The organism is Paenalcaligenes sp. (assembly GCF_030152715.1).
Lineage (GTDB): Bacteria > Pseudomonadota > Gammaproteobacteria > Burkholderiales > Burkholderiaceae_B > Paenalcaligenes > Paenalcaligenes hermetiae.
The window spans coordinates 1-14,673 of the sequence record NZ_JASLIX010000112.1 but is presented as its reverse complement, the minus strand read 5'-3'; the positions used below and the strand labels follow the sequence as shown (position 1 = coordinate 14,673).

12 protein-coding genes and 1 pseudogene are annotated in these 14,673 nt (G+C 49.7%); 5 read left to right on the top strand and 8 right to left on the bottom strand.

Going from position 1 to position 14,673, the window contains the following annotated elements; all coding sequences use genetic code 11:
• Positions 1-1,384: urocanate hydratase (gene hutU / locus Q1V74_RS08855; RefSeq protein WP_300648231.1), on the top strand; the 1,384-nt coding region annotated here is incomplete at its 5' end.
• Positions 1,385-1,399: 15 nt separating this feature from the next.
• Complete coding sequence (gene hutH, locus Q1V74_RS08850) at positions 1,400-2,938, top strand: histidine ammonia-lyase (protein WP_300648237.1); 1,539 nt, start codon at positions 1,400-1,402, stop codon at positions 2,936-2,938.
• 248 nt (positions 2,939-3,186) lie between these two features.
• On the opposite strand, the gene hutG is transcribed toward hutH, so the two are convergent.
• From hutG to Q1V74_RS08825, 5 genes are all read right to left on the bottom strand, one after another.
• Entirely contained in the window at positions 3,187-3,999 is an 813-nt protein-coding gene (gene hutG, locus Q1V74_RS08845; RefSeq protein ID WP_300648229.1) for an N-formylglutamate deformylase, read from the bottom strand.
• A 5-nt stretch (positions 4,000-4,004) separates the two neighbouring features.
• Positions 4,005-5,402, bottom strand: coding sequence for a formimidoylglutamate deiminase (locus tag Q1V74_RS08840; RefSeq protein WP_300648227.1), 1,398 nt, complete (start codon positions 5,400-5,402; stop codon positions 4,005-4,007).
• Entirely contained in the window at positions 5,399-6,625 is a 1,227-nt protein-coding gene (gene hutI, locus Q1V74_RS08835; protein WP_300648225.1) for an imidazolonepropionase, read from the bottom strand. The genes Q1V74_RS08840 and hutI overlap by 4 nt, the downstream gene beginning before the upstream one ends.
• Positions 6,626-6,635: 10 nt before the next feature.
• On the bottom strand, positions 6,636-7,235 hold the full coding sequence (locus Q1V74_RS08830) for a HutD family protein (RefSeq protein ID WP_300648223.1): 600 nt from the start codon (positions 7,233-7,235) through the stop codon (positions 6,636-6,638).
• A 123-nt stretch (positions 7,236-7,358) separates the two neighbouring features.
• On the bottom strand, positions 7,359-8,261 hold the full coding sequence (locus Q1V74_RS08825; RefSeq protein WP_300648220.1) for a LysR family transcriptional regulator: 903 nt from the start codon (positions 8,259-8,261) through the stop codon (positions 7,359-7,361).
• Between the two features lie 112 nt (positions 8,262-8,373).
• Between Q1V74_RS08825 and Q1V74_RS08820 the strand changes: the two genes are divergently transcribed.
• The 3 genes from Q1V74_RS08820 (at position 8,374) to Q1V74_RS08810 (ending at position 11,870) form a co-directional block, all read left to right on the top strand.
• Complete coding sequence (locus Q1V74_RS08820; RefSeq protein WP_300648218.1) at positions 8,374-9,567, top strand: CoA transferase; 1,194 nt, start codon at positions 8,374-8,376, stop codon at positions 9,565-9,567.
• Positions 9,568-9,643: 76 nt separating this feature from the next.
• A complete protein-coding gene (locus Q1V74_RS08815) occupies positions 9,644-10,786 on the top strand; it encodes an acyl-CoA dehydrogenase family protein (RefSeq protein WP_300648216.1) in 1,143 nt (380 codons plus the stop codon).
• Between the two features lie 256 nt (positions 10,787-11,042).
• A complete protein-coding gene (locus Q1V74_RS08810) occupies positions 11,043-11,870 on the top strand; it encodes a class I SAM-dependent methyltransferase (protein WP_300648214.1) in 828 nt (275 codons plus the stop codon).
• Positions 11,871-12,153: 283 nt separating this feature from the next.
• Here the strand turns inward: Q1V74_RS08810 and Q1V74_RS08805 are convergent.
• The 3 genes and pseudogenes from Q1V74_RS08805 to Q1V74_RS08795 form a co-directional block, all read right to left on the bottom strand.
• A pseudogene (locus tag Q1V74_RS08805) lies at positions 12,154-13,078 on the bottom strand (IS3 family transposase); the annotation flags it as partial.
• A gap of 87 nt (positions 13,079-13,165) precedes the next feature.
• On the bottom strand, positions 13,166-14,530 hold the full coding sequence (locus tag Q1V74_RS08800) for an FAD-dependent monooxygenase (RefSeq protein ID WP_366524667.1): 1,365 nt from the start codon (positions 14,528-14,530) through the stop codon (positions 13,166-13,168).
• A 21-nt stretch (positions 14,531-14,551) separates the two neighbouring features.
• Positions 14,552-14,673 (bottom strand): IS3 family transposase (locus Q1V74_RS08795; RefSeq protein ID WP_300648233.1); only part of this gene is annotated, 122 nt, incomplete at its 5' end.

Genomic DNA, 14,673 nt, shown 5'->3' with positions numbered 1-14,673 from the left:
GTTAGCGAACTCTAATCTAGTGCCTAAATGGGCCAATTGGGATCACTTTCACGAGTTAGATCGTGCCGGCCTCTTTATGTATGGTCAGATGACTGCCGGTAGCTGGATCTACATTGGCACCCAAGGCATTGTGCAAGGCACCTATGAAACCTTTGCTGAGGCCGGACGCCAGCATTACGAAGGTAGCCTAGAGGGTCGCTGGATCCTTACCGCAGGTTTAGGTGGCATGGGTGGGGCTCAGCCTTTGGCAGCGACCTTTGCCGGCGCCGTATCTCTTAACATTGAATGTCAACAAAGCAGCATTGATTTCCGTCTGCGTACGCGTTATTTGGACAAGCAAGCGCGTGATTTGGATCATGCCTTGGAATTGATTCGTGAGCACACCGAGCGTAAAGAAGCCATCTCTATTGGCTTACTCGGTAACGCGGCTGATATTTTCCCTGAACTAGTACGTCGTGCTAAAGCCGGTGGCCTACGTCCAGACTTGGTTACAGACCAAACCTCTGCGCATGACTTGATTAACGGTTACTTGCCATCTGGTTGGACCGTGGAGCAGTGGAAAGCAGCTCAAGCTGACGCAAGCCAGCATGAACGTCTACAACATGAGGCCGCACAATCTTGCGTGAAACATGTACAAGCCATGTTGGACTTCCAGTCTATGGGTGTGCCGGTGGTGGATTACGGTAACAACATCCGTCAGGTGGCTTTAGATAATGGCGTTGAAAATGCTTTTGATTTTCCTGGTTTTGTGCCCGCTTACATTCGCCCCCTATTCTGCGAAGGTAAAGGGCCGTTCCGTTGGGTGGCCTTGTCGGGTGATCCAGAAGACATCTACAAAACCGATCAAAAAATCAAAGAGCTCTTCCCAGATAATCACCACGTACATCGCTGGTTGGATATGGCCAAAGAGCGTATTGCCTTCCAAGGCCTACCTTCTCGCATTTGCTGGTTAGGTTTGGGTGAGCGTCATTTGGCCGGTTTAGCCTTTAACGAAATGGTCCGTAATGGCGAATTGAAAGCCCCTATTGTCATTGGTCGAGATCACTTGGATACCGGCTCTGTAGCCAGCCCTAACCGCGAAACCGAAGCCATGCGTGATGGTACTGATGCTGTCTCCGATTGGCCGTTGCTTAACGCGTTGCTCAATACCGCTTCTGGTGCCAGCTGGGTGTCCTTACACCATGGTGGTGGCGTAGGCATGGGTTACAGTCAGCACTCTGGTTTGGTGATTGTGGCAGATGGTTCTGAGGCCGCGGATGCACGCTTAGCCCGCGTACTGGTGAATGACTGCGGTACCGGTGTGATGCGCCATGCGGATGCAGGCTATGAACTTGCCATCAAGACCGCCAAAGAATTTGGCTTAAAACTGCCCATGATTAAATAGTAGCGAGCAACAATGATGAAAAAAACGCTTGTCATTCAGCCAGGAAAAATGACCCTGGACGAAATTCGAAATATTTGGAGTGAGACCCCCCATTTAGCGCTGCCCGAAAGTGCCGTAGCTGCGATGGAGGCCTCTTCCGCCATTGTGCAAAAAATCATTGCCAAAGGGGATCCCGCCTATGGGATTAATACGGGTTTTGGTAAATTAGCACAGCAACGTATTCCAGACGAAGATCTTGAACAGTTACAAAAAAACCTCATTCTGTCGCATTCGGTAGGGGTGGGCGAAGCCTTAAGCGCCGCTATTGTGCGTTTAATTATGGTGCTGAAAGTAGGCAGCTTGGCCAGAGGTTATTCCGGCATCCGTCCTAACGTCGTGCAGACCCTGCTCGATATGGTAAATGCGGATGTGATTCCTTTTATTCCTGCTAAGGGCTCTGTGGGCGCGTCGGGTGACTTAGCGCCTTTGTCGCACATGACACTGACCTTGATTGGCGAAGGCCAGGCTTATTATCAAGGCGAGCTCATGAGCTCAGAGCAGGCCATGCAAAAAGCGGGGATTACACCTATCGTTTTAGCAGCTAAAGAGGGTTTGGCCTTAATTAACGGCACGCAGGTGTCTACCGCCTTGGCCTTACACGGTTTATTCAGAGCTGAACGTCTATTTAAAAATGCTGTGTTGGCGGGAGCCCTAAGTGTGGATGCAGCCAAAGGCAGCGATCTACCCTTTGACGAGCGTGTGCATTTGATCCGTGGTCAACCAGGGCAGATTTATGCAGCGAAACTCTACCGAGACCTCTTAGCAGGCAGTGCTATTCGTGAGTCCCACGTAGAAAACGATAACAAGGTCCAAGATCCTTACAGCTTACGTTGTCAGCCGCAGGTGATGGGTGCGATTTATGACTTGCTACAGCAGGCCAGTACGACCTTACTGATCGAAGCGAATGCGGTGACGGATAATCCGCTGGTATTCGAAGGTGAGGCCGGCGAGCCGGATCAGGTGATCTCTGGTGGTAACTTCCACGCAGAGCCAGTGGCTTTTGCTGCTGACATCTTGGCTTTAGCCATTTCGGAAATCGGTGCGTTGTCTGAGCGTCGTGTGGCTTTATTGATTGACGCGAGCATTTCAGGTCTACCTCCATTCTTGGTGCCTTCCGCCGGCCTGAACTCGGGCTTCATGATTGCACACGTTACTGCTGCAGCGTTGGCTTCAGAAAACAAAACCTACGCACATCCTGCGAGTGTGGATAGCTTACCTACTTCTGCTAACCAAGAGGATCACGTCAGTATGGCCACCTTTGCGGGTAGACGCCTAGAAGATATGGCTCAAAACACCTCGCAGATTGTGGCGATTGAGCTCCTGTGTGCTGCCCAAGGGGTAGACTTCCATGCGCCGATCAAAACCTCTGCGGCGTTGACAAGGGTGCATGAGCTAATCCGAGAGTTTGTACCGTTTTATGACGAAGATCGTTATTTAGCGCTAGATATTAATGCGCTGAACGAGTTGGTCGTCAGTAACCGTCTGGTTGATGTGGTTGGCGACGTGCTCGCCTAAGACGACATCCGCTTAGAGGGCGACTAATGGGTCGCGTTGGTTGGAACATCCTAACTAACGCGACCTTTTTTATGCAGAGACGGAGGACGAGGCGAGGGCTGGCTCTACTTCGTGCCGTCATTAAAAAGCCCCATGAGAGGAATGATCGTCCCCAAGAAGTTAGACACCTTCCAGTCTTGTTGGGGCAGGCTAGAACTATCCAGCCTCATGGGGCCGTTTCAATCGATTAGGCAAGAGAGCTTACGCGACTACGACGCGTAGTGTTGAGCTAAACGTTCTAGAGCCAACGTTAAGCAGGCTTTAATCACAGGGGCGAGCTGAGCCGCGCGCTCTGGGTCGTAAGCGTAAGGCGGTGTTTCATCCATATAGCTGAGCTGGGCCAGTTCCAGTTGAATGGCATGCACGTGTTGATCTGGTTTGCCGTACTCTCGGGTGATATAGCCACCTTTGAAGCGACCGTTAGCCACGGCACTGTATGAGCTTTGTGAGGTGACTAATTGAGCGAGCTCATCGGCCAGACCGGCTAAGGCGCTCTGATCACTGGCTGAACCAAAGTTAAAGTCAGGCAGGCGCCCTTCAAATAAGCGAGAAATATACGCGCGTATAGAATGTGCCTCCCAGAGCAATACATAACCGTGAAGGGCTTTAATGCGCTCTATTTCTTGTTGTAGGGCGTGATGGTAGGGCTCCCAGTAAAGTTGGCGACGACGTGTTTTTTCCTCGTCGGAGGGCAGTTGACCCGCTTTGTAAAGCGGCTCTTCGGCAAAGGTGTCCACAGGTAAAAGACCGGTGGTGTTTTGCCCTGGGTAGAGATTTTGGTCGTTAGGTGGTCGGTTTAAATCAATCACATAACGAGATAGGGTGGGCATCAACACGGTGGCATTCAGTTCTGAGGCAAAGTCATACAGACGATCCAAATGCCAATCGGTATCATCCACGCGCTGAGCTACCGGTGTCATCGTAGCCAAGATCTCATCAGGAATGTGCGTGCCTAGATGGGGAATGGAAATGAGTAAAGGCGAGTTGCCTTGGTGCAAAATAGGGGAGTGTTCCATAGTCATAGGGCTCAGGAGTGTTGTAGTAAATGACGTAGCGTTTGGCGATAGTTCTGCCAGGCTTGGTCTTCTTGGGCGTGATGGCCATCCGTTATCACCATCTGACCTGCCACATAGACATCACGAATAGGCTGACTGCCGGCTCTTTCACTAAAGACTAAAGCCGAAAGCCAGGTGTCTGGGCTGTGTTCCGCAAGAATGGGATCATCTGCATTCAGCACTAAAAAGTCAGCTTGCTGACCAACGGCCAAGCCATTAACCTGTCGACCTGTGGCTTGGGCGCCGCCGGCCACACTGGCATCAAAAAGAAAATCTGCGACCTGGAGCTGATCGGCTTGGCATAACACATTGCGTTGGCGATGTAGTAAGCGTTGGCCATACTCTAATAGGCGAAGCTCAGCGCGCCAGTCGACGGCAATATGGCTGTCTGATCCCACACCAATACGACCTTGGGCGGCTAGGTAATCCTTAGCGGGGAAAATACCATCGCCTAAGTTAGCCTCCGTGGTTAAGCAAAGCCCTGCCACAGAACGACTGGCGGCGGCGCGTTGTACTTCGGCCTCAGTCAGATGCGTGGCGTGCACTAAGCACCAGCGTTCGTTCACCTCCATATGATTAAGCAGCCATTCCACAGGTCGTTGCTGGTGCAAAGCCACACAGGCTTCTACCTCGGCAGTTTGTTCTGCAATATGGATGTGGATGGGGCTGTTAGGAAAGTGTTGATCCATCAATGCCACCATTTGCTTTAGGCTTTCTGGTGATACCGCACGTAAAGAATGAGGAGCCACCCCATAGGCGCGCTGCGCAGAAATAGGGTGCTGCTTTTGTAGCTCTAGCAAAATGCGTAAGAGCTGTTCGGGCTCGTTCAGAAAGCGTCCTTGTGCGGCTTGAGGAGGCTGGGCCCCAAAGCCACTGTATTGATACAACACCGGCAGCATGGTGATGCCGATGCCGCTATGAGAAGCGGCTTGCATTACCGCCTGCGCCAGTAGGCTAATGGGGCTATAGGCTTGGCCAGAGGTTTGATGGTGTGTGTAGTGAAACTCACAGACCGAGGTATAGCCGGATTTCAACATTTGAATGTAGAGCCAAGTCGCAATCGCCTCGATATGCTGCGGCTCAAGTTTTGAGGCAAAGCGATACATCAAGTCGCGCCAGCTCCAAAAACTGTCTTGGGTTTGACCTCGGTATTCAGTCAGTCCCGACATCGCGCTTTGGAAGGCGTGCGAGTGCAAGTTAGGCATGCCGGCAATCACCGGACCACTTAAGCGCGGAATAGACGAGTTAGGCTCTGGCTGATAGTTGCTTTCGACTTTAACTAAAGTGCCTTGCTGGTCCCATTGCAACAGTACGTTCTCTTGCCACGCTTGTTGTACGCGTGCCCAAGGGGCAATAACGGAGTAACTCATTCCGGTTTCCTATTGTCGATACTAATGGCGCCATGGCGAACCACCACAGCACAACGAGGCAACCCCATCCAGTACACCAGCTCGGACAGGTCTTCGATATCCCAAGCCACAAAATCCGCTTTGTGATTGACAGCGAGCTGCCCTGTCACATTGGGATGTCCCAAGGCTTTGGCGGCATGTTGGGTGACTCCGGCTAACACTTCGGGCACCGATAAGCGAAATAGAGTGCTACCCATATTCAGCATCAGCAATAAGGAGGTGCAGGGCGAGGTGCCGGGGTTGCTGTCGGTTGAAATTGCGATGGGGACGCCGTGCTTACGTAATAAGTCGACGGGAGGTAATTGCGTTTCGCGTAAAAAGTAATAGGCGCCAGGTAACAGCACGGCGACGGTTCCCGCCGCTTTCATGGCTTTGATGCCGGCTTCGTCTAAATATTCGAGGTGGTCGGTAGAGAGGGCGCGATAGCTAGAGGCTAAGACGGATCCCCCCATATTCGACATTTGCTCTGCATGCATTTTGACAGGAAGCCCTAGCGCATGGGCGGCTTGAAAGACGCGTTCCGATTGCTCTAGGTTGAAGGCAATGTGTTCACAGAACACGTCAACCGCATCGATCAGACCTTCAGCAGCCAATTTAGGCATCATGGTTTGGCAAACCAGATCGATATACTCATTGGCACGTCCTGCGTACTCAGGCGGTAAGGCATGCGCTCCTAAAAAGGTGGTGCTAATGGTGACCGGTCTGGCTTGTGCTAATCGACGTGCGACACGCAGCGCCTTGGCCTCGGTCTCTAGGTCTAAGCCATAGCCTGACTTGATTTCAATCGCCGTGACGCCTTCGGCCATCAACGCATCTAAACGGCGTAGCGCTTGTTCGTAGAGCTGATCCTCGCTAAGGGTGCGGGTGGCGTTAACGGTAGAGACAATGCCGCCACCTTGCTGAGCGATTTCGGTGTAGCTGGCGCCAGCTAAGCGCATGGCAAACTCACGGGCACGATTGCTGCCGTAAACCAAGTGTGTGTGACAGTCCACCAGGCCTGGGGTCACAATACGGCCACCCAGATCATGGGTTTTATCAGGCTGTTGGTATTTGCTAGGCAGGTCGGCAGCCGCACCTAACCACGCAATACGATCGTTCTCAACGACTAGACAAGCGTCCGCAATCATTTCGCTGGGATTTGCGGTAGGAGCAAGACGAAGATTCTTCCATACAGTTAAAGACATGAAAAACCCTTTATGTAGTGAGTAGCTGAATATGGGCGACGACCAGGTCGCTAGGCGTGGTTAGGGGCTCGCTCAATAAAGTGAGACCATCTTGTGCCTGAAACCAGTACAAGCTATCCCCCGCCTGTAAAGTGATCTCTTGGTTATCGAAACGAAGTTGATGGGTGCCAGTGGCACAGTGGAATACGTAATGACCTGCGGCAAGACGATGCTGCTGTGCTTGTTGATAACACTGCACTGTGCCATGCCCGTGTTCGCGTCGAACCATTAGGTTGAAATCAAAAGTCGGGCCATCAGGTAAGATGCCTTCAATTTGATCTTCGCCTACAAAGGGGTAGGGCGCAAAAGGCGTTAAGGTATGGGTACTTTGTTGTGTTTGATTATGAAGCACCATGCTTTTGCCATGAGTCAGCACAATATGACGATCTATACCGTCAAAAGTAGAAAAAGCCCCAGGCTGGGCGACCTCGGCTAGGCTGATGCGCCAGCTAAAGGTGTCAAATCCAGCCTCTGGTGGATACACCATGATTTCGCGAGTGCTGCCTTCCCCATTTTTCCAAGGGGTAGAGCGCAGTTGAGCAGCAGGAATGAGCTGCGAGGTAGTCTCCATGGACGTCTCCTATGGGTTTTATGTATATACAACTGGTAATGAGTTAATACTACCTCACAAATTGCTTGTGCGGCGCAAGCACTGACTCAGGGATAATACGTAGCGATGAGGGGAAAGGATGTATTACGTGGCCAAGCCTAATTGCGAAAAGTAGTCTTGAGTGTTTGCTAAAAATGCCGCCGCTGCACGGTTGAAAGGCAAATGCATTGGGCTAGCCATGACGATACGTTGTGGGGGGACCGCATCAGCGATTTCTAAGTAGATGAGGTTTTTGCCATCGTAACTTTGTTGGCCAGCGGGTCGAGTGACCAGTACGGCAAGTCCCATTTCATTGGCAACCATAGAACGTATCATCTCTACCGAGCTGCTTTCGGCATAGATGGTAGGTGAGATCCCAGCATGTCGGTATAGAGATAATAAATAATCGCGACTGCGGGGCAGGTTAATGAGCAGCAGAGGTTCAGAGGCAATTTCCTCTAAAAAGATGGATTCCCGTTGCGCTAAGGGATGGTTTTCCGCCACCAGCACATAGGGACGCTGTTCTGCAACAGGATGAAGTTGTACTTGGTTAAAAATGCCGGTGTCGTAAAGTAGCGCCATTTGCAAGGTATTGCGTTCTACGTGTGCTAGCAACGATTCATTATCGCCTTCTAAAAAATGCACGCGCACTTGAGGGTGTTGGCGCTTAAAACGTTGCAATAGACCGGGTAAATACAACGGACCTAAGGTGCTTAAGCAGCCGATGTGGAGTTCACCGGCAATCGTATCGTTATGCTCAGAAAGCGCTTGGGCTTGATGCAGAAGCGTGCTAGCTAACTGATAGCGCTGTTGGCCTTCGATGGTGAGCTGTAGGCCTTGGGCATGAATGCGATGAAACAAGGTGACCTGCCAATGGGATTCCAAGGTGCTGATGGCCTGAGAGATCGAAGGCTGTGACACATTCAAAGCGCGGGCGGCTTGAGCCGTACCGCCTTGCTGAGCGGCCGCTACAAAGTACTCCAGTTGGCGTAAGGTAAACGGGATCATTTTTATTGATTCAGTCAATCAGTTAATAGTATTTTTAATTATACCTGTGCGTGGTTACCATGAATCCAATACATCACTTTTGCCATTCGAGCAAAAGGATTAGGAGACGATCATGGATAACAGTACATTGCCATTAGCAGGCGTTAAGGTGGTTGATTTTACGCGGGTTTTATCAGGGCCTTTTTGCACCGCGTTATTAGGGGATTTGGGGGCGGAAATTATAAAAATAGAACCGCCCCAAGGGGATGATTATCGTGCCATCGCCCCCATGCGTAACGAGCAAAGCGCCTTGTTTACTGTGATGAACCGCAATAAAAAAAGCTTGGTTCTGGATTTAAAAAAACCGGAAGCGGTGGCATTAGCTCAAGAGCTCGCTAGTCAGGCCGATATTGTGGTGGAGAACTTCCGCCCAGGGGTGGCTAATAAGCTAGGCATTGGCTATGACACCTTAAAGGCTTTGAACCCACGTTTGATTTATGTGAGTGTGTCGGGTTTCGGCCAAGATGGTCCTGCGGCACATATGCCGGCGTATGACATTGTCATTCAAGCCATGAGTGGGTTGATGAATGCGACGGGCCATGCGGGTGGCCCGCCTACCTTGGTAGGGGAAGCCGTGTCGGATGTGATCAGTGGTCTATTTGCCTCGTGGGGTGCATTGGCCGCCTTATACGGTAGAGAGCGCACTGGTACAGGAACCCATGTGGATGTGTCGATGTTTGAGTCCACGCTGGCTTTTGCCGCCACCTCCACCTCCCGTTATTTGTTCACGGGCGAAGATGCACCACGTGTGGGTAATCGGCATCCTTTATCTGCACCCTTTGGTGCCTATCAGGCTAAAGACGGTCACTTTGTGTTGGCGATCTTAAATAATAAATTGTTCGCACAACTTGCCAATGCGCTGGAAACGCCTGAGTTTGCGACAGACGCTCGCTTTGCCTCAGATGCTTTACGCAGTGGTAATGAGCCAGCCCTAAGAGCTTGGATTGAAGACTGGGCCAGCACACGTACCGTGTCAGAGGTATTGGCCGTTTTAGAACAAGCCGGTTTACCTTGCGCTCCCATTTGGAATACGAGCCAAGCGCTTTCCTCGGAGCAAACCAAAGCACGCGGATTTTTACGCGAGGTAGAGGACCCACGTTTAGAGAATTTAAAACTGCCGTCACAGCCCGTGCGCTTTACTTCTTATGGCGAAAATCAAGTGAATAGAGCCCCTGGTTTGGGCGAGCACACGGAGCTCATTGCCGCCAGCGTGGGCCTGAGCGCCCAACGCATTGCGCAGCTGCGTGAGTTAGGTGTGTTTGGTTAGTCAAAGGCGAGAGCTGTCTAACAGCGAATAGCGAATAACGAATAAAGAAATAAAAGAGACATAAAGGAAAGACATCATGAATACCCGTTTAGGTGTGACCGCAGAAGATCAAGAAATTGCTCAAGCCATTGCACGCTTTGCCCAAGAGCAGTTGGCGCCTATGGCTCAAAAAGTTGATGAGGAAGAAATATCCACGGTTTGTCATGTGCCCGGTTTAGCCGAACTGGGGGTGATGGGCATGAATATTCCGGAGCAATGGGGTGGTCCCGGCATCAGTCCTACTGCTTTGATTTTGTCATTGGTGGAGATTGCTAAACAGTGTGCGTCGACGTCTTCTATGGTGGGGGCGCAATACTTGGCCACCGATTCGATTTTGCTAGGAGGAGACGATGCGCTGCGCGAACGTTATTTACCTGATGCGGCAGCAGGTTTGAAGCTAGGTGCTTTTGCCTTAACGGAACCCCGCGCCGGATCGAACCCAGCGGATATGGCGACTCAAGCTGTGTTAGAAGGGGATTACTACCGCCTAACCGGCACTAAGCATTTTATTTCTAATGCAGGAGAGGCGGACTTTATTGTGGTCTACGCCAAAACCGATCCTAAAGCAGGACACCGAGGGATTAGCGCGTTTGTGGTGGATAAAGACACCCCAGGCCTGACGATTTCGTCTCCAGAAAAACTGATGGGCATTCGCGGAGGTCACGCCTTCGAGGTGGCCTTGGATTGCAAGGTGCCGGTAGCGAACCGTATTGGCGCGGAGGGCACGGGATTTATCACGGCCATGAAAGTGTTAGATAACAGTCGACTCGATGTTGCCGCCACCAGTATTGGTATTTCTGAGGCGGCCTTAGAAGCCGCGGTATTTTGGTCTCAACAACGCAAAGTGGGTGGGGAACTGCTGTCTCAGAAACAAGGGATTCAGTGGATGTTGGCGGATATGAAACTGCGTTTAGAGGCCTCTTGGGCATTGACCCTACAAGCCTGTGCGAAACGTGCCGCCGGACAGCGTTTTTCCCAAGAATCTGCTATGGCAAAACTCTATGCTTCTGAGGCAGTTGGCTTTATCACAGACACCGCCTTACAAATTCATGGTGGTTATGGTTTCACACGAGAAATGCCTCTAGAACGCTATGTGCGTGACGCACGTATTCTACGCATTTACGAAGGTTCTTCCGAGATTCAACGCACCATTATTGCGAGAACACTGTTGGCCGAATAAGGCTTGCTGAGTCGTTCACGCATAAAAACACAGCAGACGACGAGCTGACCTCGATAAGTTGGGAAAGCTTCCCGCGTATCGAGGTCTTTTTGTATGCCTAATGAAGGAAATGGAAACGTGTCGTCGCACTGGTTTCGTTGGCTCGTGTTAGTCTTTTGATGAGATACTGAGAAAAATACGACATGCTTCAAAAGGTGCAAAGAAAGGAGGTGTCTGTAATTTAGACTTTGCTCGGCGCGACGCTAAGGAGGCCGCTATGTCATCAAAAAAAACGTTTCTTTTCCCAAAAGGGGTGAGCGAAACCCTATTCATCCCCTTGTATGCTCGGGCGCGTGAGCAGCAGCAAAGCCCACCTTTACTAGTTGATTTGCATGCACAGCGCTTAGTCAAAACCATTGATTATGACTTTGAGAAGTTTGAAAGAGCGCCGATCAGCATGACCGGAGTGGTCATAAGAGCCTCGTACTTTGATGCGATTGTGCGTCAGTTTATTGCGCAACATAGTCAGCCAGTGGTGGTTCATTTGGGTTACGGTTTGGATACGCGCTGCCAACGCCTAGGCGCTCAGGCCGCTAAGGCGAAGTTCTATCATATCGATATGCCAGAGGTGATGACACTGAGAGTAGCACTGTTGCCGCCTGCAGAAAATGAACACTTAATAGCTACATGCATGTTGAGCGCAACGTGGATGGATGCCCTGCTTAACAAGCACCCCGAAGCCACTTTTCTATTCATCATAGAAGGGGTGCTCATGTATTTGTCTTACGATGAAAACAAGCGCTTATTCAGCGCCTTAGCCTCGCGGTTTTCAGGGGCTGAAATACATTTTGATGTGCTGAGCACCTGGCTCAGTTCTCGGACTTATTTGCATGACTCTGTTTCGCTAACACACGCCAAATTTCAGTTTGGCACCGACTGTGATCGTGTGTTCGAGCGTTGGCATCCTCGATTAAGGTATCAGGCGAGCTTTGACTTGATGGCCTTCGACGGCTGGCAGCGTCTGGGCTGGCCGCTGCTGCTAGGACAGAGCTTCTTTCCCGCTCTACGCTCCTCCACGCGTGTAGTGGCTTACTACATAAATTAATATCCGGCTGACTTGAACTGCTCTCAAAGAGACGCGTGTTTATCCCGCTTATTTGGGGCGGTTCAGTCTGAAATAGGAGTGCAGTCTGGCATCATAGTAAGTGAGGTAGGGGCTCTTAATAAGTAAAAGGCCGTCTCCGCTGGTGTGGAGCACAAAAATTGGGGGTATATATGGGGGTATCAAAGCGAGCAGACAATAAAAAATCCCTAAGTTTCAATAACTTAGAGATTAATTGTGGTGCGGTAATTCCCCCATTTTTAGCAGTACTTAATCGTAGAGAGAGTGAATGCTGATGTAATTTTTGTTTGGGGGTGATGCCACCTAATGCTATGTGGGGCGTTCGTTATTGTATCTCCAGAGCCAAGCTGTGGCTCCTTGTTGTACTTCCTCTAGGCTTTCGAAGAGATTTTGTGCCAGCCAATCATAACGAACCGTTCGATTATAACGCTCGACGTAAGCATTTTGTTGTGGGTTTCCTGGTTGGATATGGATTAAGGTAATCTGGCGTTGCGCTGCCCATTCAAGCAGCGTTCTACCGATGTATTCTGGGCCATTATCACAACGTAAGCTGTCGGGTTTTCCACGCCACTCAATAATTTGATCTAGCGCTCGTATGATGCGCTCGGCAGGTAACGAGAAGTCCACCTCGATACCTAAGCCCTCACGATTAAAGTCATCCACGACGTTAAATAATCGGATACTTCGGCCATCCGCTAGTTGATCGAGCATAAAATCCATCGACCAGACTTGGTTAATGCCAGTCACAGTACCCAAGGGCTCAGGACGCTCACGGACTAAACGCTTTTTCGGTTTGATGCGCAAATTGAGTTCAAGTTGCCGATAAATTCGATACACCCGTTTGTGATTCCATGTAAATCCTTTGATATGACGTAAATAGGCGAAGCATAAACCGAAGCCCCAGTTGCGCTGGGTCGTGGTTAATCGAATTAACCAATCCGCTATCACGTCATTTTCTTGAGCGTGTTTTGGCTGGTAGTAATAACAACTCTGGCTAATGCTAAATACCGTACAAGCCAGCCGAATGCTCACGTTGTAGTGCTGTACAGCACGTTGCGCCATCTCTTTACGACTAGATGGCATCACCACTTTTTTTCGATGGCCTCACGCGCGATTTCCGCCTTCAAGCGCTCGTCGGCATACATTTTTTTGAGCCGTTGATTTTCTAGCTCTAGCTCTTTGAGCCGACTGCATGCTAGAACTTTAGGCCTCTGTCCCTCCGAAACAAAATCATAACTACATAGAATGGCAGGGGTGCGGCTCCGCTCCTCTGCCCATCAACTTGATAGTAGCTGCGTAAAGGCGTTTTCTAGTTGAGTTTGAGCCTGCTGTACAGAAAACCCATCAGCCTGCATCACTCGCCATGCAATAAAACCATCTGGGCGTACGAGTAATACTCCATTTTCTTGAATTTCACGCCGCTGTTGCCACTCGCAATAGGGGTCTTGGTACTCCAAGGAACCTATCACTCTAATTTGCAAAAATGACAGATTTAGCTTTTTTGCTGCTTGAACCCAGAGTTGACCCGATAAACCAGTAATTAACGTGAAATCACCTTTACCAACGATATCTAGAGTAGATAACTTATAACCTTTACGATTTATGAGCCAAGCATGAGGTATCTTTGCTCCGGGTCGGGTCGTTGCTTGTAAGTAAAGATCTTTGTCCCGTTTCCAAACTTCGGGCTCCGTTTCATTAATGACAGCATTTGACTCATAACGTTGATTCATTTCAACGCCTTGAGCATTAAACTCATACTGTTTAAGTTCTAGGGCTTTCTGGGCAGCCAAGCGAGCCTCTACACCTTTCGGACTTGGATCCCTAAAATTCTTAATACCAGCAGCAATAGGATTTTCAGCACCAGGTATACGAAATACCTTCTGCAAAGGTGCGTAATCTAAACGTGATTGGTTAGCGCGTAGAACGATTTGCTTGCCAACAGGAGCACGCTCTAAACTAAAACTTTGTAATAAACGCTGATCAGCATAGCCTTTAAGTACATACGATAATTTCCACGCTAGATTAAACGCATCTTGCACACATGTGTTTAAACCTAAACCGCTTGAAGGAGGATGGCGATGTACTGCATCTCCTGCACAAAATACACGGTCAGTAGAATACTGATGTGCATACGCCTGATTCACATACCAGGTCGATTTATTAAGAATTTTAATCTCCAGGTTTGGGTCACCCACCAAAGTACGAATTTTTTTTATGACCTCCTCATCGCTCAGGTCTGGGTCCCCATCCTTAATATTAAAGCCCCAACCTGCTATCCATTGATTCCAAGGCTTAATGGCTCGTAATAAGCCAAAACCAATTTCACCAAAAGCCGCATCCGGCGAACAAATCCAATACAAAATACTAGGACGATGTGCTGTATATTGGCTGAGATCTGCTTCAAATAAGGTATAAACAGTACCAGCGCGAGCTAACTCACCTTGAACACTTAAGCCAGCGTTTTGTAAAACCTTTGAGTTAGCCCCATCTGCCCCAATTAAATATTTAGTTCTTACGCTGTACTCATGCTGAGTTAAATGATCTTTGAGAAATACAGTCACCCCGTTTTTATCTTCTTCATGACGTAGATACTCTGTATTGAATGCATAGGTAGCACCCCGTTGCCGCGCATGATTAATCAAAATTGATAAGGCCTGAGTTTCTCAGACACTTTTTTGATTCATAAAATACTGCTTTTCATAGTTCATTGGTGACACCCGCTGATTGTGCGTGTGCCTGCGTTTTGGATTGTAAAACATCTCGATGTAATGAAATATAGCCCGCT